Here is a 24,555-nt window from a genome sequence, read left to right on the forward strand (position 1 = left end):
GAGAAAGAGGAAAAGAGTCGGCGAAAGGATCTGGAGTTGCAACAAAAGATGTTCGACCATTCCTTGAGAAGGGACAAAGTGACCCAGTATGACAATTATATGCTAAAGGAGAATTGGAAAGATGAGCGTAAAAGGGTTTTGAAACTATTGGACCAAATCAAATTGGAAAAACCCCGGTTTGGAAAATCGTACTACAAAATTGAAATCGGAGAAAGTGATTTGGAAAAGTTGAAACAAGATTTGAATCAAGAACTTTGATCTGCCTCACAAAAAGATAGGATGAAGTTTGGTAAGGATTTGGGGCTTGCAGCACGAAACTGCGTTTCGCTCGCTTTAACTTTAAGTTTATCGTCAATAAAGCTGTCCTGTACATGGTCTATTAACGAAACTACTAAATGAGACCAAGAATGGGACACTTTTTAGAGAGCAAGTCTGCCCTTATATTGTTGTCCCTTTAAATGGCCGTTTCAGGCAAATCCTCAATTCTTTTTCATAATGTGAGTGAACGGATTCGTTATTTTTGTTATGGTTAATGATTAAAAATGAAATTCCAAATAGTCAAGGGACATTCAAAACACTTATCCGAACTTCTATTACTGTATAAAAAAGTTGCTGAAATGTCTCACGGAATAATCAGAAATAGAGATGAAATAAACGAAGACTACATTTCTTCATTCTTAAACAGTTCAATAGAGAACGGTCTTATATTGGTTGCCATTCTAGAGGGAAGAATAATTGGGGAAATCCACGCCTACACTCCAAAGATTTATGCTTTTCAACATATTCTGACGGATTTGACCATAGTTGTTAATCCAAAAAAACAGGGCATTGGGATTGGACGAAAGTTGTTCGAAAGATTTTTGGAAATAGTTGATAAAGATTTATCACACATCAAAAGGATTGAATTGTACACTAGGGAGCACAACTTAAGGAACGTTAAATTTTATGAAAGTCTGGGGTTTGTAAATGAGGGGCGACAGAAAGACAAGATATTCATTTCCCCATCACGGTTTGAAACTCCGTTACACATGGCGAGAATGGCCTCGGATTCCAACAAATGAAAAACTATAAATAAGTCTTTTAGAAAATTCACTATGGATTGGCAAAACCAACATTTTAAGAGAATTCTCCTGTTTTCAATAATCTGTCTCGCAAACTCTACGTTTTTTGGAGCAAAGGTTGTTCTTTATATTACTCGTAAAAAAATATATTTATGATAAAGGGCGTAATCTTTGATTTTAATGGGACTTTGTTCTATGACACCCATTTGCACGATAGGGCTTGGGATTTATTTTTGGCTAACCGAAGACTGGAGTTGAGCAATTCTGAAAAAAGTTCAAAGATGCATGGCAAAAACAATTCCCAAATATTCAAAGGATTATTCGAAGAAGAACTTTCCAAAGAGGAAATAAAAAACCTTATCCTTGAAAAAGAAAACCTATATCAGGAGCTTTGTCTGCAAGGTCCAATGGAACTGGCACCAGGGGCCATTGAGTTTTTGGAATTCCTAGGGGACCAAGAGATTCCTTTTACGATAGCAACAGCTTCTGACCGGTACAATGTTGATTTCTATTTTAAGAATCTTCCTTTGACTAAGTATTTTGAATTCGACAAGGTAATTTATAATGATGGCACCATACCAAGCAAACCGAGTCCCGAGATTTTTATGAGGGCGATGCAAGTTTTAAATATTCTGCCTGAAGAAACAATGATTTTGGAAGATTCCATTTCCGGTATTAAGGCAGCCGAAAATTCAAACGCCAAAACGATAATAATTGCGGACTCCGCAGAACACGATTATGAAGAAATGTCGCATCAACGGATAAAACACTTTGACGAGATCAACAGAGGTCTTTTTAAAATTTAAGTTCTATTAGTGTCTTTTCAAATCAACTTTTAGGTTACTGTCACTATGCTTGATTGAAGTGCTATTTGACTCAAAGTCAGGAAACAAAAAATACGTGTCAATTTTTCGGTTGCAAAGGAATGAGGAAGCCAATTCTTTTGCATTATGGAATTAAGACAATTTGTAACCTATTCGGTATTTTTTATTCTATCTCCAATCACCTTGTTTAATCAGGAGAATAAGCTAAAGACCAATGTCTTTGTAAAGACACCCCAAATTGTAAATTACAATTTTGAACAAAATGGAATTAACAACAGTCCGTTCGTATCTATTGGAACAGGACTTTCCCATGAATCCAAGTTCATTGAATTAGCCACTTTCATAAATGATTCGGATACTTATGGATTCTATACTCTTTTTGGGACAACATTACATACAAAACCTCTGTCCAAAAAAATAAATTTATTCACCAACTGGTTCGATGAGGTGACCTATGTGCCAAGTCCGGCCGGAGATTCTGACTATTTTATTTACACGACTGGAATTTGCTACTTTCTCAACCATTCTTTTGAATGGGGCTCCATTGGAATCCCCTTATGTGTCGGGATTGCACACAGTAACAATCAGTTGAGCTTGAATACAAGAACGATATTAAATCTCTCAAACAACTTAAATTAGACAATGAATTTTAAACGCTTACACCAAAAAGAGATTCCACTTCTAATAAGCAATGTATGGGATGTGGCCAGTGCAAAGGCGGCAGAGAATCTGGGTTTTGAAGCAATTGGCACTTCGAGTGGAGCCATCGCAACAATGTTGGGGTATGAAGATGGAGAAGAAATTTCATTCATTGAATTGAAATATATCATTGAAAGAATTGTCAAGAGTGTAGACATACCAATATCAGTTGATCTTGAGGCAGGATATGGTTCAAGCTCAAAAGAAATTGCTCGTAATATATTGGAAATATCGGACTTGGGTGTTGTAGGAATCAATATAGAGGATAGCGCGGTAGTCAATGGACACAGATCTTTAATAAGCGATATCGATTTTAGCGGATTATTGAAAAGAATTACATCGGAACTCAAGTCGACTAGACGAGAAATATTTGTCAATGTCCGAACTGATACTTACCTAATGAATATAGACAATGCCCTTCAAGAAACTTTAATTAGAGCTAAGCAGTATGAAAAAGCAGGAGTAGATGGCCTATTCGTCCCTTGTATCGAAAAACAAGTGGACATAGAAAGAGTTGTCAAAGGGATAGGCTTGCCATTAAATGTTATGTGCATGCCGAACCTTCCAAATTTTCGCATTCTTAAAGATTTAGGCGTAAGCCGCATCTCAATGGGTAACTTTGTATTCAATCGAATGAAAGTAGAATTAAAAAATATCCTTTATGAAATAACGTCCAATCAAAGTTTTGCGTCGCTATTTTGAAAGTCACAATAAAAAATACAAGCAAATTCGAGGAATATTATCAGGCATTGCTCGATAGAAATCCTCAGTATATAGGGGTCTTCTTTGTGGGGGTCAAAACAACTTCTGTTTTTTGTATTGCAACCTGTAGGGCACGTAAACCAAAGAAAGAAAATGTCGAATTCTACTCGTCGTTTAAAGAGGCCTTGGTAAATGGTTTTCGCCCGTGCAAAGTTTGTAAACCTACTGAAAATGCAAGTCAAGCCCCATCAAATGCTGTGATGGCAATTGAGATGGTAAAAAAGAACCCAAAAAAAAAAATAAGCGATAAAATCCTTCGAAAAAATGGCCTGAATCCATACGCGATTAGAAGGTGGTTCAAAAAGAATTACGGAATGACTTTTCAGGCATATCAAAGAATGTATCGTATAAACAATGCTTTCAAAGAACTTAAAGATGGTAATTCTCCTACGTCTACGGCGTTTGATTCGGGCTACGAGTCGTTGAGTGGATTTGGCTATACCTACAAGAAACTAATAGGAAAGTCTCCTATCAACAGCAACGAAAGGAATATAATTTTGATTGACCGTATTACAACTCCGTTGGGGCCCATGTTCGTATGTGCTACGGTAAATGGCATTTGTCTATTGGAATTTACTGATAGAAAAATGCTTGAAACCGAATTCAGTGACTTACAAAGAAGGTTAAATGCTGTGATTTTGTCCGGTGAAAATGAACATACAAAACAACTGAAAAAGGAGTTGGAAGAATACTTCCAAGGAAAACGAAAGAACTTCAATGTTCTTCTTGATACACCGGGCACTTCCTTTCAAAAAGGGGTTTGGGAAATTCTTGGAGAAATACCCTTTGGACAAACTTCTACATATCAAAAGCAGGCAATTAAATTGAAAAACAAAAATGCCGTACGGGCGGTAGCACGTGCCAATGGTATGAACAGAGTTTCCATTATAATTCCTTGCCACTGAGTTATTGCAAAAGATGGCGCATTGACTGGATATGGTGGTGGTTTGCCAAGAAAAAAGTGGCTGTTGGATTTTGAGAAAAATCTAATAAGCTGATTTAATTGTCTACCAATAGCTTACAATTAATATGAGTTAGAAAAAACCAAGAATTGCAAAAACTCTGGTTGAAGAGCTCTTTCTGAGTATGGGATTTAACGTTTTCAGACATGGGATAGGTTTTATTCCCCATCTCTATTTCACCACTGATGTAAGTTTACTTACCATGTGCAATGGCGCTTTGCGAAACCAATTGATCGGCTATATGGTCCTTCATGCTGTAAACTCCTTGGTGAAAATATCTTTTCCCATATTGGCAAGGGTATAAACATAGACAATATCTTAATTGATTGATAGGACTCCCGTACTGTAAATTCCGATATATCAATTTTTAGATACCTGCTTCTTGAAAACATGACACCTGTCTACATTTCGAAATCCATATTTTTTTTTAAATTTATTGCCAACTCTTCATTAACCCAATGTTAAGAATATCGAATACTCAAGAATTGTTGCGTAGAATCGCTTCGGACGATGTCGATGCCTTTGAGGAAATCTATAAGACCTATTCCGGCAAAATGTTGTTATATGGCCTCAATGTTCTAAAAAAGCGTGAGATAATTGAGGATATAGTTCAGAACATTTTTACAGACCTTTGGGTAAAGCGTAGGGATGTAAATATATCCAATTTGCAGTCCTATTTATTCAGGGCGGTGAAGTATCAGATTTTTAACCACCTTAGAAGTAATAAACTCTCCCAGAAAGACCTTACTCGATTTAACATCATTGACCTTTCTATGAACATATCGCGCGATTTGGAATATTCCGAGTTGGAAGAAATCATACAGGATTGTGTTGGCAAACTACCCGATCGGTGTCAACAGATTTTTGTCTTGAGTAGATATCAGCATAAATCGAACAAGGAGATTGCGACTGCCTTGGATATTTCCATACAGGCGGTAAAGAATCAGATTTCAAAGGCAATCGGAATTATTCGATACAGCCTACAGCAGGAAGAATTGATTCTACCTGTACTACTGCTAAACTTCCCTTTTTTTAGCTAGATACATAAATAATTGTCCACTATAAGGGAAGAGGTCAAACCTACCATCACATTTTGGTGACCACTTGGTGCCAGGTCGATTACGGGCCGATAAACCCTTTGTCCGATTTTTTTTAGTCTCAACGTGTACCATTCTGCAAATTTGGTTACTTAATACTACAAAGGGGTTTCTTTTTAATCAATTTTCCAAAAGGGATTTAATGGACAACAAGGAGATCAAAGCGCTTTTTGATAAGTACATCAGAAATGAATGCACCGATGAGGAAATAGCATTGCTCGAAAAATTTTTGGAGTCGTATCAGAAGAAAGGATCGGATTATGATGCCGATACGCTGGAAACCCTCGAGGTTTCAAAAGACAAGGTTTGGAACAGGGTAAGGTCCGGTATTGAAAAGGAGGAGAGACATAGACCCGTTTTCCCCCTATTGAAATATGCTGCGGTAATCGTGCTTTTTATAGGTTCGGCACTCTATTTTTTCTACGGTACCCATAAAGTGGATGACGGTGGGCAAGTCTTGCAAATAGAGGAAAATGCAATTATTCTGAAGACCGGGGACCATACGGGACAAAAGCTGAACATTTTGGGAAAACAACCCATAAAAAACCAACATGGAAAAACCATAGCTACCCAAAGCGGTACGCGATTGGTATACAATTCATCAGAAGATGTTTCCGAACCGACATATAATGAAATAATGGTGCCCTATGGAAAAAAGTTTCAATTGGAACTTTCGGACGGTACCGTGGTACATCTAAATTCCGGAACATCCCTGCGATTTCCCGAACAGTTTATTGAAGGAAGCGAAAGGGAAGTCTTTCTTGACGGCGAAGCCTATTTTGAAGTGACCAAGCGTAAACATCAACCCTTTTTTGTTCATGCAGATGATATGAAAGTTGCTGTATTGGGCACCCGGTTCGTTGCCAATTCCTATGAGGGCAATAAAAATTATACGGTGCTGATGGAAGGTAGCGTCTCCATAAGCGATAAAACAACAAGGACCAAACCACAACTGATGATTCCCGGGCAAAAGGCCGTGTTTTTGGAAAACGAAATTGGTATCAGCGAGGTAAATGCCAATGATTACATACGATGGTTACAGGGAGAGTTATCTTTCAACAATCAGCCCTTTCCTGAAATAATCCAGAAAATAGAGCGCAAGTATAACGTCACCATTAAAAACGAATATGAGCGGTTGAACGACCTCAAGTTCAGGGGTAGGTTCAATGACGAAACCATTTTGGACCTTATGGATGTTTTTAAGGAGACCGCAGGATTCGAATATAAAATTGAAGCCAATGAAATAATAATCACAACACCTTAATACCAAAAAAAATCAGAGGTACGCGGCAACGTACCTCTGATATAAATTGATTTCGAAAGTCAACACAATTAACTAATCAAAATCCTCTAAAATTATGGAAAAAAACACTTTGTTTTTCAGATTCCTGAGAAACATCTTCAAAAAAAATCTAAAAATGAAGCTTTCGGTTCTGTTCTTTACACTGGCGCTATTTCATGTACATGCCGGTTCGTATGCCCAGAACAAGAAGCTGACCCTATCGATGCAAAATACCTCTGTCGAAAGCATTTTGATCAAAATAGAGTCCGAGAGCAAATTCAGGTTTTTCTATATCACATCGGAGGTCGATGTAGCCAGGGAGACTTCCATTGATGTACGGGATACCTCGATTGCCGATATATTGGAGTTGTTGTTTCCTAATGGTTCCGTGGACTATTCCGTGAAAAAAAAGCAGATAATCCTCAAACCCGGAAAGGGCCCCGATCCGGTACCCGGCGATACGGATATTCAAATTTCCGAAACAACCGATGTTCAGGGAATAACGGTAAGCGGTACGGTGACCGATAACAATGGAATACCTATTGGGGGGGTCAATATCCTGGAAAGGAATACCAATAATGGGGTGGCCTCTGATTTTGATGGAAACTACACTATTACCGTTGAAAACAGTGAGTCGATTTTGGTTTTCAGCTACTTAGGGTTTGATACCAAGGAAATTCCGGTCGGGGAACAGCAAGTTATTGATGTGGCAATGGAGGAAAATAACCAAGGACTCGAAGAAGTAGTAGTCATTGGATATGGTTCTAGAAAGAAAAAAGATATTACAGGTGCTATTTCTACAATAGACTCCGATGATTTTGCCGATCAGGTAAATTCAAGTGCTGAATTCGCAATTCAAGGAAAGTTGCCAGGGGTTTTCATATCTAACCCAGGCTCCAATCCTAATAGCCGACCCGATGTTCGGATCCGAGGGGTATCAACCTTAGGGTTCAATGACCCGCTATACGTTATAGACGGGGTTCCTGTTATAGAAGGGGGTGCTGCGTCCACCAACGATCGCGATCAGGATAATCGGGGAGGAGTAAACATACTCAACCTAATAAACCCAAACGACATCGAATCTATCTCTGTTTTGAAAGATGCTTCGGCCACGGCAATTTACGGGGTTAGGGCTTCCAACGGGGTTATCCTAATCGAAACAAAACGAGGCAGGTCTGGTAAAACCAACATCAATTTCACACAGCGGTACGGTATTTCACAATTAAATAAGCGGTACAACACGTTGAACACACAGCAATATGCTGCTATTGCCAACCAGGCGTGGGACAATAGTATATCCGAATCTAGGGACGATGAAGACTTCGGGATACTGTTTGACCCAGCGTCTGCAGAATATTTGGGAGACAGCCCCACCTTTGATTGGCTTGAAAGAGGGCTGCGTAATACTGCAGTATTACAAGAATACAATGTGTCCGTAACTGGTGGATCTGAAAAAAGTAATTTCGCTTTTAGTGCAGGTTATGCCGGTCAAGAAGATGTGCTTTTTGACACCTCTTTCAAAAGGTACTCCATGAGTATTAATTCGGATCACAAAATAACCGATTGGTTGACCATTGGTGAATCTTATCGATTGGCAATTACCGAAAGTCCTGATGAACAGGTGTTCAATGGTGACTTGTTCAGAAGACTATCTTTAGCGGCACCTTGGCAGCCCTTTTTAAATCCAAACGGTTTAAATGGCTACCAAGAGATCGGAAGAGACATTGACGGAAGTTTCGTTGAACAAGGATATGGTCCGGGAACAACAGCCAACTACTTTGGTTATGCTGATTTTTGGCAGCAAGAATCGACACTCGTCCGTAATCTAGGTTCGGCCTATGTGGAACTAAAACCATTTGAGGGTTTTCGTTTGAGGGGAACGATCAGTGTTGACTATTTTACGAACCAAAGAGACCAATTTAGATTGGCGGAATCTGGCCTGTTTCGAGACGGTGAACTAGACCCAAGTAGTACCAGGGTCAGTAGAAGAGAGACCAAAAACTTTAATCTTACCACCGAATTTTTGGCAGGATACAACAAGAGTTTCGGAAATCATAATATTGATTTAACCTTCAATTTTATGGACCAAAAGGCAAAATGGGACATCCTCAACATCGATGCAATCAATACCGGGCTTACTTCTTACGATCAACGCAGAATTGAAACGGCTCTGGCCGCGGAAAATAAAATAGCGGCATTGAACAGAAATGAATCGGGCCTTATAGGGTATTTAGGTAGGGTAAGCTATAATTATGACAGTAAATACTACATAGACGGTACTATACGCCGCGATGGCTCCTCCAAATTTGCAGAGGGCTTTAAATATGGAACTTTTCCGGCCGTTGGCATAGCATGGCGTGTATCTTCCGAAAAGTTTTTGGAAAATGTTAGTTGGTTGAACGATTTAAAGTTTAGGGCGGGTTGGGGTCAAACTGGTAATCAAGAGACTAGGGACTTTGCATATCTATCTTTAGTAAATCCAGGGCCTTCTTACCCGACAGGAAATGGCAACTTAAATTCCGGAGCGGTATTGGGCGATTTTCCTATAATTGATACGACTTGGGAGACCGTAACCAGCACCAATTTTGGGCTGGATGCGACCTTGTTCAATAATAAAGTGAGCCTTACGGCGGAATATTACGATAGAAAGACCGAAGATATCCTTCAAGCGATCAATATTCCACAGGTTATAGGTGCATTAACGCAGCCTGTGGTAAATCTGGCTACTGTCGAAAACTCGGGTTTTGAATTTGACTTCAATTATAATGACCAGTTTGGAGCACTGGGCTTCAGCGCAGGGTTTAATTTTACGACTGTGGAAAATAACGTAACCCGTCTTTTTAACAATAATCCACAGGGGACACAGGAAGAACGAATAGAAATAGGATTCCCAATCGGTTATATCTATGGTTATCAAACCGATGGTATATTACAGAACGATGCAGAAGTAGATGCCTATCTGGCAGAAATTGAAGATCCTGGTAATACTGGACAGTTGGCACCCGGGGACTACCGGTTTAAAGACCTATTTGGAGAGCCGACCGAGGCCGATGGTGAATTTGCCTACCGCAGCGAAGGTGCTGACGGAACTATTAATGGACTTGACAGAACGTATTTAGGAAAGACAATCCCCGGATACTATTATGGTCTCAACCTAGGTTTGGACTATAAAGGATTTGATTTGAGGTTAACTTTCCGTGGCGTTGGGGACGTACAACGATATAATCAGGAGAAACAAGTAGGAGAATCCGTGAACACTCCAGGATCCACTAACTACTTCGCTACTTTGTTGGATAGTTGGACACCTAGTAATCCTTCAACCACCCAACCAAGGGTAGTCTCTGGTGACCCATCGGGCAATAATCGGTTCTCTGATCGCTGGATTGAAGATGCGGATTTCCTTAGATTGCAGAATCTTCAATTTGGATATTCGTTCAAACCACAAATACTTGAACAGCTCAGGGCTTCCAACTTACGTATTTATACGACACTGACAAACGTCTTCGTTATCACGCCCTATTCCGGTCTAGACCCTGAAGATGACACCACGCCCTTTACCTTTACAATGGGCTTGAATATTGGTTTTTAATTAAAAATATTAGCAAAAGATGAAGAGAATAACAAATTATATGATTAGTGGGGCAATGTTGCTGGCATTGTCCTGCAACGATGATACTATCGATTTAAATCCAATCGGTGAAACCGAGGCAGATTTCTTTCAAAGTGAAGCACAGATGCAACAGGCCGTTTTTGGGGTTTATCAAAAATTAGGTTTTTTTTATCAATGGAACGCACAGGCTTATGTACACAGAGCAGATCTTCTCCCTTCCGATGACCTTACAAGAACAGGTAGCGGTCCTTTTGAGAATTTCGAGGCTTTGGACGGAAATAATGGTATTGTAGGTGACATCTATCAGTACTCCTACGAATTGTTGGCGCGTGCAAATACTCTATTAACGAAGATAGAGGAAAATGGAGAGTTTGCCTATTCCATTGAGCCAGATCTAAAAGAAGTACACAGAGGGGAAGCACTGTTTCTGCGTTCTTATGTAAATTTTAGGTTATGGAATACATTTGGCACGGCGCCCTTGGTAACAGAACGGATTACGGTTTTGGAGGATGCCTTTCCACCCAATACTACTGGAACTGAACTCCTTGATCAGGCTGTACTGGATTTAAGGGAAGCTATTAATGGCCTTCCGGAAGCTTGGGATGAAGAAAACGTTGGGCGAGCAACGAAAAATTCCGCGCGTGGACTGCTTCAAAAAATATTGGTATTTCGTGGAACCGTCAACAATGACAATGCAGATTTTACGGAAGCCATAAATGTTTTTAATAGTATAAATTCGGTAAGCTTGATGCCCAATTATATTGATAATTTTGATGTTCAGAAGGAAAATAATGCAGAATCGCTTTTTGAATTGCAAGCGGAAGACAATGTTGGCAACCTAAACGGTTGGCTGCCAATTGCTACCGACGATCCAGAATTTGCGGCCATTGGCGAAATAAACGCGTATTATGGTTACTACATAGGCACTTTCGTTGCTGGAACTACATATTTGGCCACTCCCTCTTTGTTAAACGCTTATGAAACTGGGGATCCTAGATTGAATTTGGCTTTTGATCCAGCGGATGAAAATCAAAATGTACGTAAGTATGTAAGTACAGATGAGGAGATACCTGGGGCAAACCCAAACCAGCTATCTGCGAACAATACACGTATTCTACGATATGCGGATGCCTTACTTTTAAATGCAGAAGCCATAGTGCGCACCGGTGGTAGTCTATCCGATGCCATCGCTTTGGTAAACCAAGTTCGCGAAAGGGCCCGTAATTCTGCCGAAACACCGTCCGCAGTTCCTGCTGATTTGACTGTTCCTGCAACAGCGGATGAAGCGTTGGAACTCATTTTTAACGAGAGAAGATTGGAGCTGGCGGCAGAAGAAGGTCATAGATGGCACGATTTAAGAAGGAGACATATAGCGGGCGAGATCGATTTAACGAACTGGGACTTCAGTTCTCCTGACCCCACATTCAATTTTCAACCGTTTAATGTCTATTTCCCGTTACCTGAAAACGAAGTAATTCAAAGCCCGAATTTAAACCAAAATGAGGGGTACTAAGAAAGTTGTTTTAGTTAGTTTGTTGAATTTGGGATGGACACTTTTAGTGTCCGTCCCTTTTAGATGCCCTAGTAAATGCGGTTTGTTCTAATTATTGTTGTATTTGCATCGACCTTGTACTCTTGTTCGGAAAAGGATGGCACTCTTTTCAATTTCATTCCTCCTGAAACAAGTGGGATCGACTTCAACAATATTGTAATTGGAAACGATAGTCTGAACGTTATGGATTACGACTATTTTTATAATGGCGGTGGCGTGGGAATCGGTGACTTTAATTTGGATGGATTACCGGATATCTTCTTTTCCGGAAATATGACCTCCTCAAAACTGTATTTGAACAAGGGCAACTTAAAATTCGAGGACATCACGGAATCTGCTGGAACATCCACCGATGATTGGTGTACCGGGGTATCTATTATCGATATTAATCAAGACGGCCGGCCCGATATACATGTTGCCACGGGATCCAACACCGATAAGGCATCACAAGGAAACTACTTCTTTATCAACGTTACGACCGGGGACGATGGGGTTCGGTTTGAAGAAAAGTCCCTGGAAATGGGTTTGAAGGATTCCATCTATGGCATGCAGGCCGCTTGGCTGGATTATGACAAGGACAATGATCTAGATCTCTTTATTATTCACAATGCATTGGAGGACTATCAGAAAAATATCCCCCTAGGTCAACGTAAGGATGGCAGCGGCAAAAGCACAGATAAACTCTATCGCAACGAAGGCCTTCAAAATGGACTACCTTATTTTACCGATGTTTCCAGGGAAGCAGGCATACTCATAGAGGGTTGGAGTTTGGGTGTGGCCGTATCGGATTTTAATGGGGATAATTTCCCCGACCTTTATGTCGCCAATGATTTTTTGTCCAATGATATTCTATACATTAACAATACAGACGGGACATTTAGCAATAAAATTGGGAGCTACATAAGACATCAAAGCCATAACAGTATGGGTATTGATGTGGCCGACCTGAACAATGATGCCGCTCCGGATATTGTAGTTTTGGATATGCTCCCAGAGGATAACCTAAGGCATAAGACTATGTTTCCCGATATAGCCTTTAACAATTCAAAAAATGTTTTATCCAAAGGATATCAGCAACAATATGTGCGCAACGTATTACAACTTAATAACGGAAATAGGACTTTTAGTGAAATAGGTTATTTGGCCGGTATCTCCGCTACCGATTGGAGCTGGTCGCCTTTAATTGCGGATTTTGACAATGATGGCCATCGGGACCTATATGTTACCAATGGCTATGTAAAGGAGATTACCGATCTGGATTTTGTGGACAACTATAACAAGGGAAGTATATTCGGAACAAAAGAGACGAAACGGAAAAGACTGGTGGAGCAATTGAATGCGATGAAAGGGGTCAAAAAGTCCAATCGCTTTTTCAGGAATTCAGGGGAACTGATCTTTATCGACGAAACCGAGCTGTCCGGGCTGCAACGGCCTTCGTTCTCCAACGGTGCGGTATACGCAGATCTTGATGTGGATGGAGATCTCGATATAATCGTCAACAATATAAACGACCCTGCTTTTGTCTTGGAGAATACCACGATTCAAAAGGAAAAAATCCGGAATAACTTCTTGAAACTACGTTTCACACCGCAACACAGGGCCTTAGGGGCCAAAATCCACCTTTATGCCAATGGGGAAAGACAATTTTCGGAATATTATCCGTCACGGGGCTACCTTTCTTCAGTGGGGCCTGCCGTTCACTTTGGTCTCAAAAACGCCGGAAAGGTAGATTCGTTAAAAATCATATGGTCTACGGATTCGTTGTCCGTTTTGAAGGATGTTCAAGTAAATCAGGAGCTTTTAATATCCATAGGGCATATGCCCAAACAGGAAACTTCAAAAGTAGACACTCTGACCGAAACCGTGTTTCACAGTGTCCCAGTCAATGGAATTTCGTACGTGCATAAGGAAAATGGCTTTAATGATTTTGACCATTGGCCCTTGCACTTTAGATCTTACGACAAACTTGGCCCGGCGATAACTACCGGCGATATCAATGGCGATTATATGGATGATATTATAGTCGGGGGTGCCGCAGGGGAAAGCGGCCGAATTTATTTTGGTGACGAAAGCGGAAACTTTACAGAATCCAAAAGTTTTGATGAAATCAGCAAGGAGTTTGAGGATACGGAATTGGTGCTGTTCGATGCCGACGGTGATGGCGACCTTGATCTATATTGCGCTAGCGGTACTTCGGAACACTTTTCAAGGGCAGACCTTTTACAAGATCGTTTTTATTTCAACGACGGGAGAGGTGCTTTCAAGTATAGAAAGAGTGCTTTACCGGAAATCAACGAGATTACCGCTACCGTTGCTCCCCTGGACTATGATAGGGATGGGGATTTAGATCTTTTCATAGGGGGGAGGGTACGGCCGAACGCCTATCCGGAATCTCCCCGTTCCTATTTGCTGCAGAACGACGGCAAAGGTAATTTCAAAGATGTGACGAAGTCGCACTCCAGGGAGCTCCTATATCCAGGGATGGTTACCTCTGCAGCGATAGCGGATATCGACAAAGATGGCTGGGACGATTTAGTGCTGGTCGGTGAATGGATGCCGGTCGACATCTATTATAACAAAAAAGGGGTCTTAAAAAAGCAAAAAGGCCCTAACGGTCTTGAGGCATCCAATGGTTGGTGGAATTGTATAGCGGTTGCCGACCTGGACAACGATGGAGATCAAGATTTTTTGCTGGGTAATTGGGGACTTAATAACCCTTTTAAAGCGAATAGGAAAGAACCTTTAAGGATTTATGCAAAGGACTACGACAATAATGGTACCATTGAGGCCATAATGACCTATTACAATCAAGGTGAGGAATATATTGTACACCCTAGAAATACGTTGACCAAACAATTACCTGTATTACGCCAACGTGTAAAGGACTACAAAACATATGGTGAAACTCCTTTTCATGGTATATTTGGGAAAGCGGACATCAAGGGAGCAAAAGTTTTGGAGGCTATGGAGTTGGCCTCTGGTTTCATTGAGAATCTGGGGGGCTGTCAATTTAGGTTTCATGCATTTCCCATTGAGGCACAGTGGGCGCCTATCTTGGATTTTGAAATTACCGATCTCAATAAAGATGTTTTTCCTGATGTCTTGGGGGTCGGTAACTTTTACGGTACCGAAGTATTGACGGGAAATTATGATGCCGGTAACGGGATCTGTATGTTGGGGCAAAAGAATGGAGGGTTTAAAGTGGTCCGTATGTCGGAAAGTGGCTTTTACTTTGGCAGGGAAGCCCGTAAAATAGATATCTTGAACAATGTCCATGGTAAAAGGATACCAAAACGATTTATTATCGTGTCACAAAACGACAGTTTGCAGTTCCTAGAAAATAGCGGGGGCTTCAATTTTATCGACCCTAATCCAACTGATTAGAATTATAATGATACATATTAACACAAAATTCCGCGCGGAAGTAACCTACGATGCCATAGTTGTAGGAACAGGGGTTTCAGGTGGCTGGGCGGCCAAGGAGCTCTGCGAGGGAGGGCTAAGAACTTTAGTTCTGGAGCGTGGAAGGAATGTAAGCCATATTCAAGATTACCCAACAATGAACGATGACCAATGGGATATGGAGTGCAAAGGCAACCTCACCCAGGAAGAATTGAAAAGCAAGCCCAAACAGTCTCGCTCTGGTGCCGGGCGAAGAAAAGAAACGGCCCATTTTTTTGTCAATGATCTAGAGAACCCCTATAACGAGGACAAACCGTTCGACTGGATCCGTGGATATCAGGTAGGGGGTCGTTCCCTCATCTGGGGGAGAAAATGTTTTCGCCTAAGCGACCTTGATTTTGAGGCCAATAAAAGGGACGGACATGGTGTTGATTGGCCCATCCGCTACAAGGATATCGCCCCTTGGTACTCCTATGTGGAAAAGCATGCGGGTATTGCAGGAAATCGGGATGGAATCCCCCATTTGCCCGATGGCGAGTTTATGCCGCCGTTTGAACTGAATTGTGTGGAGCAACATGCGAAGGAGCGGATTGAGGCAACATTTCCGGACCGCTATCTAATTACTACGCGAACTGCCAACATTACCGAACCGAAGGACCACCGAGGCAAATGTATGAGCCGGCACAGATGTGATCGTGGTTGTCCGTTTGGTGCCTCGTTCAGCAGCCAGTCGGCAACTCTGCCCTATGCCGAAGCTACGGGAAATATGACTTTAAGGCCTAACTCCATCGTGTCACAAGTACTTTATGATGCCGATTTAAAAAGAGCAATCGGGGTTAGGGTCATCGACACCCAGACCAAAGATCAAATAGACTATTATGCCAGGATAATTTTTCTGAATGCCTCGGCAATGGCTTCAGCCGCTATATTGTTGAATTCAAGATCAGACCGTTTTCCTGATGGTATGGGCAACGATTCCGGAGAGTTGGGCCATAATGTCATGGATCATGCAATGGGAGCCGGGGCGGGTGGTACCATGGAAGGATTCGAGGACAAGTATTATAAGGGGAGAAAACCAGGAGGCTTTTACGTACCCCGTTTTCGGAATACAAACAAAAATACTGTCACCGATAAATTTATTCGAGGCTACGGCTATCAGGGCGGGGCAAAGCGATCAGGTTGGCAAAGAGGGCAAAATGATTTCGGATTTGGGGGCGATTTCAAGGACAACCTTCTAGAACCGGGACCTTGGGGAATAGGCATGGGCGGTTTTGTGGAATGTCTTCCCTATCATGAAAATCGGATGTATCTCAATTATGATATGTTGGATAAATGGGATCAGCCTACCATCACCTTTGATGCGGAGTTCAAGGAAAACGAAAAAAAGATGTGTGAGGATGCCGCGGTGATGGCCGCGGAAATGTTGGAAGCAGCGGGAGCCAGAAATGTGGGGTCAAACTGCAAAATCACGAATATTGGTCTGGGTATTCATGAAATGGGTACGGCAAGAATGGGTCGTGACCCTAAAACCTCGGTGTTGAACGCATTCAATCAAATACATGCCGTGCCCAATGTTTTTCTAACAGATGGTGCTTGTATGACCTCATCTGCCTGTCAGAACCCCTCATTGACCTATATGGCCTTAACGGCACGTGCTGCGAGCTATGCCATAAAACAATTTAGAAACCGTATACTGTAATTATGAAAAGAAGGAAGGCAATACAGTCCTTATCCGCGGCACTGGGATATACCTTGACCCCGGGCACGGTAACCGGTTTGCTCTTGTCCTGTGAGGCAAAAAAGAGCGAACCCTTTTGGGAACCCATGTTTTTCGAACAAAAAGACGCGAACCTGGTGGCACAATTAGGGGAGGCTTTTTTACCTCGCACCCAAACGCCGGGAGCCAAAGATGTTGGGGCGCATATTTTTGTAGATGTATTTATGGGGAAAGTATCCGGTTCGGAAGATCAGGAACTATTCCGAAAAGGTGTAAAGGCACTACGTTCAAAATTCGAGAAAATTACCCAAAAGCCCATAATTGATGGAGGTACCATGGATTATTCAAAAGTATTGCATACCCTTTATGGCGTACCCAAGGACAAGCAGCCAACCATAACCCAACTTTTGGATGGAGGCGTCCCGGAAGGTAAAGAAGAAAAAGAGAACTTCTACACGTATTCCTTCTTGAGAATTTTCAAAAAAATACTAATGATGGGCTACTATGCCTCAAAAGAAATCGGGGAAAACGTACTCTCCTATCTTCCGGTGCCCGGGGATTATGAGGGCTGTATTCCGGTTGAATCGGTTGGCCGTGCATGGTCGATTACCTAGAAATGGATATCAAATGAACAGACGTCGATTTTCAAAAAAACTAGGATTGGGAACAGCTTCCTTGGTGCTCGCCCCCAGTGTTGTAGGTTGTTTGGCAACGGTTCCATCAAAGCGGTTCGGTATTATCCTAAATACCGTCAAGGATGCCATGGCCCACGATTTCGAAGCTACGTTACGGGCATTGAAGGAAATGGGGTATCGCTATGTAGAAGGCGGGTTTTATGGGGATTCGTTAAAATCTTATGCAAAAACCTTAAAGGGTATTGGATTGAAGGGAATTGGCCACGGATCTTCAATGGGTGAATTAAAAAAGGACTTTGCCCGTTATGTGGAGATTGCCGAAACCTTAGAGCATCAATACATCATATGCTATTATCCATGGATGGTAGGCAATGACCAAATTGATGAAAAGAGAACTTTTGAAACCGTGGAACGTTTAAACGGATTGGGGAAAAGAATAAAAGATCGGGGATTCCAATTTTGCTGGCATCCCCACAATTTTGAATTCAAGACCCTTAAGGATGGAAGACGACCTTTTGACATCATCATGGACAACACCGACCCGGAATTGGTACAACTACAATTGGATACCTACTGGTTTCAAAAGGGGGGCGGTTCGGTAATAGAGTATATCAACGCTTACAAACGCCGCATACCTCTTTTTCATCTAAAGGATATGGCCAGGGACGGTTCTATCAGCTGCCCGGGACAAGGTATTATGCCCATTCAAAAAATTTTGGCCTCCAACGCGGCAGCTGACAGTATGTGGATCGTAGAAGTAGAGAATATACCTAACGGATTGACCTGTGCCGGTGAAGCTATTGATTTCCTGAAGCACTAAAATGGCCTAAGCCCTACATAACTTAGGTAACCTAAGTTTTAGGTTTTGAGCGAACGGGCCTCAATTGATAACCTTGTGTTTCTTTAAAAAACCAGGGGCGATTTCAACACCCAACCCGGGCCCTGTGGGAACCTTAAACTTCCCATTTTCAACATTCAGGGATGATGAATCCGAATATACGGGCACAATGGGATCGTTCGTATTTTTTGTACATGGGTTATATGCGCCCCCATTTGGAATGGCCGATAAAAAGTGCATGGCATACAGATATCCAACACCCGATCCGCTCAAATGGGGTATGCACTTGACCCCTACCGCATCTGCCATACGTGCCACTTTGATGGACCTGATCATCCCTCCGAAATAGAACATATCTGGTCGTACTATCTGTAAAATGTCATCACCCAACATCCAGCGAAAGTTTCGCATACTCGCTTCCTGCTCACCCCCCGCGATAGGAACTTTTAGGGCATCGGCCACTTCCTGGGTCGCGTGGTACCAATCAAAAGGCAGAGGTTCTTCGTACATCGCATAATTGTAATCTTCCAAGATGTTTCCTATACGGATGGCCTCTTTCACATCATACCCGCCATTGGCATCGACACCTAGCCACATAGCATCTCCAAGTTCCTTTCGAGCCATGGCGATAATCCGTTCAGACCTGCCTTTTACTTTTTCCGAATTCCCGCCCATTTTCCCACCAATCTTAAACTTAACTGCGTTGTATCCTGTGGCGTCCAAAATCCTTTTGGTTTCCGCTATTGATTTTTCAGGCGAAAGATGTCGGAATCTCGTAGGCAAATACACTTTGGGTTCCGGGTTGTGAATTTTACCTATCAACTTCCCTATGGGTTTCCCGATACGTTTCCCCAACATATCCAATATAGCGAACTCTACCGTCGCTACCGGCACCCATAGGGCATAGCTTTGGAATTTGTAATTGCTCTTGTATTTGTAGACGTCTTCAATTAATCTATCGAGATTCAATGCATCTTTTCCAATAAAAAAGGGTGCAATTCTTTTTGTGAAGATGGGATAGAGATAATCCATTCTCAGGTTATTGCAAATACTGAGTCCCTCTGCTCCATCGGACGAGGTAACCCTACATATAAAGGAATTCTCATGTTCTAAAAGTGTTACGTTCGCAATACGTACGGGCCCATCAAAAAAATTTGTTTTAAGTACTGGCAGGGCCAAGGCTTTATCTATTTTGTCATAACGTGAAGGGTCTTTCCCCTTTGACCTTGGGAGCCACGAAGAAAATCCGTAAAGAAAGGGTACGCTTCCGGCCGCTGTAATTCTTTGTATAAAACTTCTTCTTGATGTCATCTTAGGCATGTGACCCTTAGCGCTTAAAAAAATGTCGTATCACCAATTCCATCTTAATATCAAGATACACAAAAATTAGCTGACATTTAGACTTCATTAAGAAAGAACAAGGCAATCCGATTTGTAAGTTTTTGATTGCAACAATGGTATGGGGCAGGATCTTATGGCAAACGGTTTTCAAACAGCTTTCCCAAAGCTCGCCGATTGTCCAAAAGCCGTCACCTAAATAGAGTATACCTCGCCAAGATTGGACATTAAAAATCCTGTTTTTAGGGCCAAGTATTCGTTCTAGGCGTTTTGTTATGTCCGGACATAAAACGCATTTATTTGAAAATCTGGATTTATGCTATTTCCGAAAGTGCCTATGGAGGTATAGGACAAAAAACTAATAATTGACAAGCAAGACCCAATCTTCCTCACTAGGTGGAACTATGAAACCTTTCTTCGACAAAATATTGCTTCGCTCTCCGGTTCTGGGATTGTACCATTTTAAAGAGTTTATGGGCCGACTCAATGAGGTACTATTTAGTTTTAACCGTCTTTTTGATGGGACATAAACCACAGCGCCGGTCCGCTCCCTTGTAAAAGCTGAGATGGCGTAGTTGTTAGAGGCATATTCTCCTGCCGAATCCCCGAGGAGGGTCCCCAACCAATCCGGTTCCAAGGTTTCAAAACCAACATGTTCCATAAGGTTGGCTAGATGAATAAGACTTAGGGCTCCTTCAAGTTCTAGAACCTCTTTCCAATTTTCGGGAATTTTCCAATTTACACTACCGTAGGCGTGACCTGCAGAACCACTTAAAGCCGCCCAATAGGCCTGTTTACGGATCTGTGTCGGATTTCCCCAATCATCGTGTTCTCGTTCATAATTGCTTTCTCCCAAAAAGAAAGGCATTTTGTTCTTCCTGTACTCATCATAGGCAACTTCATATACGTCTGGTTGGATTTTGTTCCATGCTTTGTTAAACCCTCGAAAATAGGTGTAAATCATACTTACATCCAACCAATTTGCGCCGGGATAGACATCGGTACTGGAATGCGTGCTAGCGGCATGGTATGTAAATAATTGATCGGTGGTTGTTTCCATTAACCCTTTTACCAAGGCTCCATATTCCTCGATAGCATTGAAGGGGTCGTTGTCTCCCCCAATGATCCACATGATATTCGGATACTTACCATAACGGTTTCCAAGCCATTTACCGAACTCATATGTTTTCTTTGCGCCATTGACCATCATGGGCAATGGATTGCCGTCGACATCATTTCCGGCCATATCACCCCTACAACAACCTGACCACAAGGGTACAATGGCTATATACATGTTATGGTTCTTGGCAATTTCTAAAACGGCATCCACTCTTTCGAAAAATTTTTCGTTAGGTCTGGAAAAATCATGGTCTCCCAGCCATGGGCTTTCCCCATTAAAATCCAGTTGGCCCTTTGATCCCGTTAACATAATCTGTAGTGCATTGAACCCCTGTTCCTTTCGTCTTTCAACATAGTATTCCGCTTCCATGGGTTTCAAATCGAAAAAAAGGTGCCAAGGGGTATCCGCCTGGTAAAAAAAAGGTACTGAATCCATATCTATAAGGTGCCTTTCATTTTTACTCACGGACAGTGGAAAGGACACTTGGGCTAATGCGGATGAAAAAAAGAATAAAATAAGTGAAGCCAAGAGTAAGGTAGTCTTCATAATCAATAATAGTATTGTTTGTTATTTGGAACCGCTAACTATAGCATCCGTTCCCTAATCTGTATCTTCGGAAACATTGCGTCTTGACGTAAAGTTAAGAAAGGTGTAAATAATACGTTATAACCATTTACTACAAGTTTTTCCACATAAGTTTCAGTTAGAATTAAAAACCACTTATCATCATAATAATTGCAAAAGACCTTTCAATTGGAGCAAGTGTTTCGTTCTATATGGAAATTGACGGAATTAGCGGATTTTACGAACAGATAAAAGACAAAGGTTTGAACCCAACCGAACTGAAAACAGCTTGGTATGGTATGAGTGAATTTTATATAAAGGACAATAACGGCTACATACTTGGATTTGCTGAAAAAAGCGCGGAATAATAAAAAACGGCACGCAACACAGTGTATACAAAATAGCGGTTTGGGTGCTAACTTGAACTGCTTTTTCTTTCAATTGAACTATATTATAAATCGAAAAGCAGTTGCATAAAATCTGCTACTGTTCATATACCAAACCTTTAGCCACAATATTTCCTTGCCCCTTAAAACCAACATGTTTTGGGAATCCAACTCTCCCAACCAATCTGGCTTATAAATTCGCCGGTTAATAAGACCCTTAGCCAGCGGAGTAAGTTCTTAGGGCAAGGTCCTTCGATTTGCCTGGATTTACGACCTTAGATACATTGATAAATCTTTCATTCCTACCTAGCGAAAATGCTGGGAGAGCGAACATTGCCCTAAATTTCAATAACATATTCGATACACATTTCTACACTGTTGATTCCTGCGAGTTCATCATCTTTCCTGGTCAACCGTTCAATGCGAAGCTCGCGTTGTCATACCACTTTAGATGTGATTTGTACCATAGGAAACGTAATTGACAATATGCTATCTGTGATTAATATCAATAATTTTGCAGTAATCTTTTGGAAGACGATATAGTAAAAGTAATTGAACAGAATAGCAAGTCTAAAATAGCTGTGAAAAGTGCCATTGATCGCAGAATGTTTAACAAGCAGTTCGCATTCGCGAACGCAGGCATTGGCCTAATGCCTTACACATCATTTGGTTCAACTAAAATAAAATTGGAAAAAGATATGTACGATGTAATTATCATTGGAGGTAGTTATTCCGGTCTCGCCGCGGCAATGACAATGGGGCGTTCTATCCGTAAGACTTTGGTAATCGATAGCGGTAAACCTTGCAATGCCCAAACCCCACACTCACATAACTTCATTACCCAAGACGGCGCAGCACCAAGTCATATTTCGACACTTGCTAAAGAACAGGTCTTGGAATATCCCACCGTATCTTTTAAAAATGATGAAGTAACCAATGTTGAGGGTAGTGATGGAAACTTTGAGGTAAGTACGCTTTCCCAAAACCGCTATAAAACTGAAAAATTAATTTTTGCTACGGGTGTAAAGGATTTAATGCCTGCAATTGAAGGGTTCGCGGATTGCTGGGGTATCACGGCTATTCATTGCCCGTATTGTCATGGATACGAAGTAAAATCAAAGAACACGGGAATATTCGTCAATGACGAGAGCGCAGCGGATTTTGCAAAACTCATTCTGAATTGGACAGGTGATTTGACCATTTATTCAAACGGTACCGCTGTTTTTGATAAAGAGGAAGTAAGTAAACTGGGTGTTTACGTAGTTGAAGAGGAAATCTCATTAATTCAGCACAAGAATGGGTATATGACCCAACTTGATTTTAAGGACGGTACATCTGCAGATATCGATGCGCTTTATCATCGTACCAAATATGAGCAGCATTGCAAAATACCTGAGCAATTGGGTTGTGAATTAACTGAAACGGGGCATATTCAGGTAAATGATTTTCAGCAAACAAATGTTCCAGGAATATATGCGGTAGGCGATGCTACAACACCATTTAGAGCAGTATCCATTGCCAATGCTTCGGGTGCTAAAGCGGCTTTTATCCTTAATCACGAATTGATAACACAGCAATATCAATGAAAGCAAGTTCAATGAATATCATAGCGTTTGCATTGCTATTTATTGCTTGCAATGAACAAACTAAAGAAACTCAATTTGTGATGAAGAAAGAAATGAATTTACACCACTTTAATTACAGGGGAGCCTTTATGTCAGGATATTATGAAGGTACATTTCCTCTAAGTGCTGTCGTCGGAAATGGCGATTTTGGCCTGGGTACCTTTAATAATTTGGACGGCGAGATGGTGGTTCTAAACGGAACCATTTACCGTGCAAAACCTGACGGTTCTGCTGAGGTTGTCCAGGACCTTTCAGAAAACACGCCATCTGCAATCGTCACGTATTTCAGGTCAGAACGAGAAGTTTCTTTTGAAAGCCTATCTACGGATAGTCTTAAATCCTGGATTGCAGAAAATCTAGATACTGAAAAGAAGATGTATGCGCTAAAGGTTCACGGCACTTTTAGTGAACTGACGGCCCGCAGTCAAGAAAAAGTAACGGAACGACCTTTTCCACCTATTAATAAGATTGTGGATGATATGATTTATCACGACCTCAAGGATGTACAGGGAACATTAGTTGGTTTTCAATTACCGCCCTATTTGGGTAACATAAATTACCCCGGTTTGCACTTTCACTTTGTGAGTGATACGATGAATCAGAAACAAAATGCCGGCTGTGCACCTCGTTATGTGCTTAAACAAGGAACACTTGAAATTATGGAAATGACCTCATTTTCGGTAGATATTCCAACCGATGCGGCCTATGATAAAATGAAAATTATACCAGAAAAAACAGTATCCATGTAATGCAGAAATCCAATTATATCAAAATTGAGCGCTTTTCTGCCTCAGAGGGAATTACACTCAATTCGTACAGCACGAATGCAAAAGACGAATACCGCATTGCCTTCATACAGCAAGGCGGTTTGTCATTAAGAATAAGTGACAAAACACACGAAGTAAATGCCAAAAACATTTATTTTTTAGCACCTGGTCAGTCATTTCAGGTTCTTGAACATTCGGCCGACATCAGCGGATTTAAACTCATTTTTGATACGGATTATTTCCTGTTATGCTTGAAAAATCAAGTCAAGTTATGTTTTTACCCTTTCTTTCAACTCAACCGTCTTCCGGTTCTA

Annotated in this window: 18 protein-coding genes and 1 pseudogene; 17 read left to right on the plus strand and 2 right to left on the minus strand. The window is 41.4% G+C overall.

The features are described from left to right. The 14 genes from Q0993_RS17475 to Q0993_RS17540 form a co-directional block, all read left to right on the plus strand. Window positions 1-258 (plus strand): hypothetical protein (locus tag Q0993_RS17475; protein ID WP_299535508.1); only part of this gene is annotated, 258 nt, incomplete at its 5' end. Between the two features lie 284 nt (window positions 259-542). Then, window positions 543-1,061 carry an N-acetyltransferase gene (locus Q0993_RS17480; RefSeq protein WP_299535509.1) on the plus strand — a complete coding sequence of 173 codons (519 nt, stop codon included), beginning with the start codon at window positions 543-545 and terminating at the stop codon, window positions 1,059-1,061. Between the two features lie 152 nt (window positions 1,062-1,213). Further along, window positions 1,214-1,867 (plus strand): HAD family phosphatase, encoded by a 654-nt coding sequence (locus Q0993_RS17485; RefSeq protein WP_299535510.1) that lies wholly within the window; start codon window positions 1,214-1,216, stop codon window positions 1,865-1,867. A 144-nt stretch (window positions 1,868-2,011) separates the two neighbouring features. Next, window positions 2,012-2,524: a hypothetical protein gene (locus Q0993_RS17490; protein ID WP_299535511.1), complete on the plus strand. Its 513-nt coding sequence runs from the start codon at window positions 2,012-2,014 to the stop codon at window positions 2,522-2,524. 3 nt (window positions 2,525-2,527) lie between these two features. Continuing rightward, on the plus strand, window positions 2,528-3,286 hold the full coding sequence (locus tag Q0993_RS17495; RefSeq protein ID WP_299535512.1) for an isocitrate lyase/phosphoenolpyruvate mutase family protein: 759 nt from the start codon (window positions 2,528-2,530) through the stop codon (window positions 3,284-3,286). 47 nt (window positions 3,287-3,333) lie between these two features. Continuing rightward, window positions 3,334-4,251, plus strand: coding sequence for a bifunctional transcriptional activator/DNA repair enzyme AdaA (locus Q0993_RS17500; protein ID WP_367279640.1), 918 nt, complete (start codon window positions 3,334-3,336; stop codon window positions 4,249-4,251). Between the two features lie 515 nt (window positions 4,252-4,766). Continuing rightward, entirely contained in the window at window positions 4,767-5,348 is a 582-nt protein-coding gene (locus Q0993_RS17505) for an RNA polymerase sigma-70 factor (protein ID WP_299535513.1), read from the plus strand. Between the two features lie 199 nt (window positions 5,349-5,547). Beyond that, window positions 5,548-6,669, plus strand: coding sequence for a FecR domain-containing protein (locus tag Q0993_RS17510; protein WP_299535514.1), 1,122 nt, complete (start codon window positions 5,548-5,550; stop codon window positions 6,667-6,669). Between the two features lie 154 nt (window positions 6,670-6,823). Then, on the plus strand, window positions 6,824-10,276 hold the full coding sequence (locus Q0993_RS17515; RefSeq protein WP_299535515.1) for a TonB-dependent receptor: 3,453 nt from the start codon (window positions 6,824-6,826) through the stop codon (window positions 10,274-10,276). Between the two features lie 19 nt (window positions 10,277-10,295). Then, a complete protein-coding gene (locus Q0993_RS17520; RefSeq protein ID WP_299535516.1) occupies window positions 10,296-11,810 on the plus strand; it encodes a RagB/SusD family nutrient uptake outer membrane protein in 1,515 nt (504 codons plus the stop codon). A gap of 75 nt (window positions 11,811-11,885) precedes the next feature. Then, the gene (locus Q0993_RS17525) at window positions 11,886-15,233 is read left to right on the plus strand and encodes a VCBS repeat-containing protein (protein WP_299535517.1); all 3,348 of its coding nucleotides are present in this window, start codon (window positions 11,886-11,888) and stop codon (window positions 15,231-15,233) included. A gap of 7 nt (window positions 15,234-15,240) precedes the next feature. Further along, on the plus strand, window positions 15,241-16,950 hold the full coding sequence (locus Q0993_RS17530; RefSeq protein ID WP_299535518.1) for a GMC oxidoreductase: 1,710 nt from the start codon (window positions 15,241-15,243) through the stop codon (window positions 16,948-16,950). A 2-nt stretch (window positions 16,951-16,952) separates the two neighbouring features. Then, on the plus strand, window positions 16,953-17,582 hold the full coding sequence (locus Q0993_RS17535) for a gluconate 2-dehydrogenase subunit 3 family protein (RefSeq protein ID WP_299535520.1): 630 nt from the start codon (window positions 16,953-16,955) through the stop codon (window positions 17,580-17,582). Between the two features lie 13 nt (window positions 17,583-17,595). Then, the gene (locus Q0993_RS17540) at window positions 17,596-18,423 is read left to right on the plus strand and encodes a sugar phosphate isomerase/epimerase (RefSeq protein ID WP_299535522.1); all 828 of its coding nucleotides are present in this window, start codon (window positions 17,596-17,598) and stop codon (window positions 18,421-18,423) included. A 60-nt stretch (window positions 18,424-18,483) separates the two neighbouring features. Here the strand turns inward: Q0993_RS17540 and Q0993_RS17545 are convergent, their stop codons facing one another. Continuing rightward, on the minus strand, window positions 18,484-19,752 hold the full coding sequence (locus Q0993_RS17545; RefSeq protein ID WP_299535523.1) for a mandelate racemase/muconate lactonizing enzyme family protein: 1,269 nt from the start codon (window positions 19,750-19,752) through the stop codon (window positions 18,484-18,486). 385 nt (window positions 19,753-20,137) lie between these two features. Further along, window positions 20,138-21,445: a DUF4038 domain-containing protein gene (locus Q0993_RS17550; RefSeq protein ID WP_299535524.1), complete on the minus strand. Its 1,308-nt coding sequence runs from the start codon at window positions 21,443-21,445 to the stop codon at window positions 20,138-20,140. 1,102 nt (window positions 21,446-22,547) lie between these two features. On the opposite strand from Q0993_RS17550, the gene Q0993_RS17555 reads away from it, so the two are divergent. The 3 genes and pseudogenes from Q0993_RS17555 to Q0993_RS17565 all read left to right on the plus strand — a co-directional run. Further along, window positions 22,548-23,435 (plus strand): NAD(P)/FAD-dependent oxidoreductase, encoded by an 888-nt coding sequence (locus tag Q0993_RS17555; RefSeq protein WP_299535525.1) that lies wholly within the window; start codon window positions 22,548-22,550, stop codon window positions 23,433-23,435. Further along, window positions 23,432-24,223: an acetolactate decarboxylase gene (locus tag Q0993_RS17560; protein ID WP_299535527.1), complete on the plus strand. Its 792-nt coding sequence runs from the start codon at window positions 23,432-23,434 to the stop codon at window positions 24,221-24,223. The genes Q0993_RS17555 and Q0993_RS17560 overlap by 4 nt, the downstream gene beginning before the upstream one ends. Continuing rightward, window positions 24,223-24,555, plus strand: a pseudogene (locus tag Q0993_RS17565) (hypothetical protein); the annotation flags it as partial. The gene Q0993_RS17560 and the pseudogene Q0993_RS17565, both read left to right, overlap by 1 nt.

Source organism: Ulvibacterium sp., assembly GCF_028285715.1.
GTDB lineage: Bacteria > Bacteroidota > Bacteroidia > Flavobacteriales > Flavobacteriaceae > Ulvibacterium.

Excerpts from the sequence above, each read along its gene's own strand:
- Q0993_RS17505 (WP_299535513.1), top strand. The coding sequence starts at position 4,767 with ATGTTAAGAATATCGAATACTCAAGAATTGTTGCGTAGAATCGCTTCG.
- Q0993_RS17535 (WP_299535520.1), top strand. The coding sequence starts at position 16,953 with ATGAAAAGAAGGAAGGCAATACAGTCCTTATCCGCGGCACTGGGATAT.
- Q0993_RS17485 (WP_299535510.1), top strand. The coding sequence starts at position 1,214 with ATGATAAAGGGCGTAATCTTTGATTTTAATGGGACTTTGTTCTATGAC.
- Q0993_RS17540 (WP_299535522.1), top strand. The coding sequence starts at position 17,596 with ATGAACAGACGTCGATTTTCAAAAAAACTAGGATTGGGAACAGCTTCC.
- Q0993_RS17545 (WP_299535523.1), bottom strand. The coding sequence starts at position 19,752 with ATGACATCAAGAAGAAGTTTTATACAAAGAATTACAGCGGCCGGAAGC.
- Q0993_RS17555 (WP_299535525.1), top strand. The coding sequence starts at position 22,548 with ATGTACGATGTAATTATCATTGGAGGTAGTTATTCCGGTCTCGCCGCG.
- Q0993_RS17490 (WP_299535511.1), top strand. The coding sequence starts at position 2,012 with ATGGAATTAAGACAATTTGTAACCTATTCGGTATTTTTTATTCTATCT.
- Q0993_RS17560 (WP_299535527.1), top strand. The coding sequence starts at position 23,432 with ATGAAAGCAAGTTCAATGAATATCATAGCGTTTGCATTGCTATTTATT.
- Q0993_RS17495 (WP_299535512.1), top strand. The coding sequence starts at position 2,528 with ATGAATTTTAAACGCTTACACCAAAAAGAGATTCCACTTCTAATAAGC.
- Q0993_RS17510 (WP_299535514.1), top strand. The coding sequence starts at position 5,548 with ATGGACAACAAGGAGATCAAAGCGCTTTTTGATAAGTACATCAGAAAT.
- Q0993_RS17515 (WP_299535515.1), top strand. The coding sequence starts at position 6,824 with ATGAAGCTTTCGGTTCTGTTCTTTACACTGGCGCTATTTCATGTACAT.
- Q0993_RS17520 (WP_299535516.1), top strand. The coding sequence starts at position 10,296 with ATGAAGAGAATAACAAATTATATGATTAGTGGGGCAATGTTGCTGGCA.
- Q0993_RS17550 (WP_299535524.1), bottom strand. The coding sequence starts at position 21,445 with ATGAAGACTACCTTACTCTTGGCTTCACTTATTTTATTCTTTTTTTCA.
- Q0993_RS17525 (WP_299535517.1), top strand. The coding sequence starts at position 11,886 with ATGCGGTTTGTTCTAATTATTGTTGTATTTGCATCGACCTTGTACTCT.
- Q0993_RS17480 (WP_299535509.1), top strand. The coding sequence starts at position 543 with ATGAAATTCCAAATAGTCAAGGGACATTCAAAACACTTATCCGAACTT.
- Q0993_RS17530 (WP_299535518.1), top strand. The coding sequence starts at position 15,241 with ATGATACATATTAACACAAAATTCCGCGCGGAAGTAACCTACGATGCC.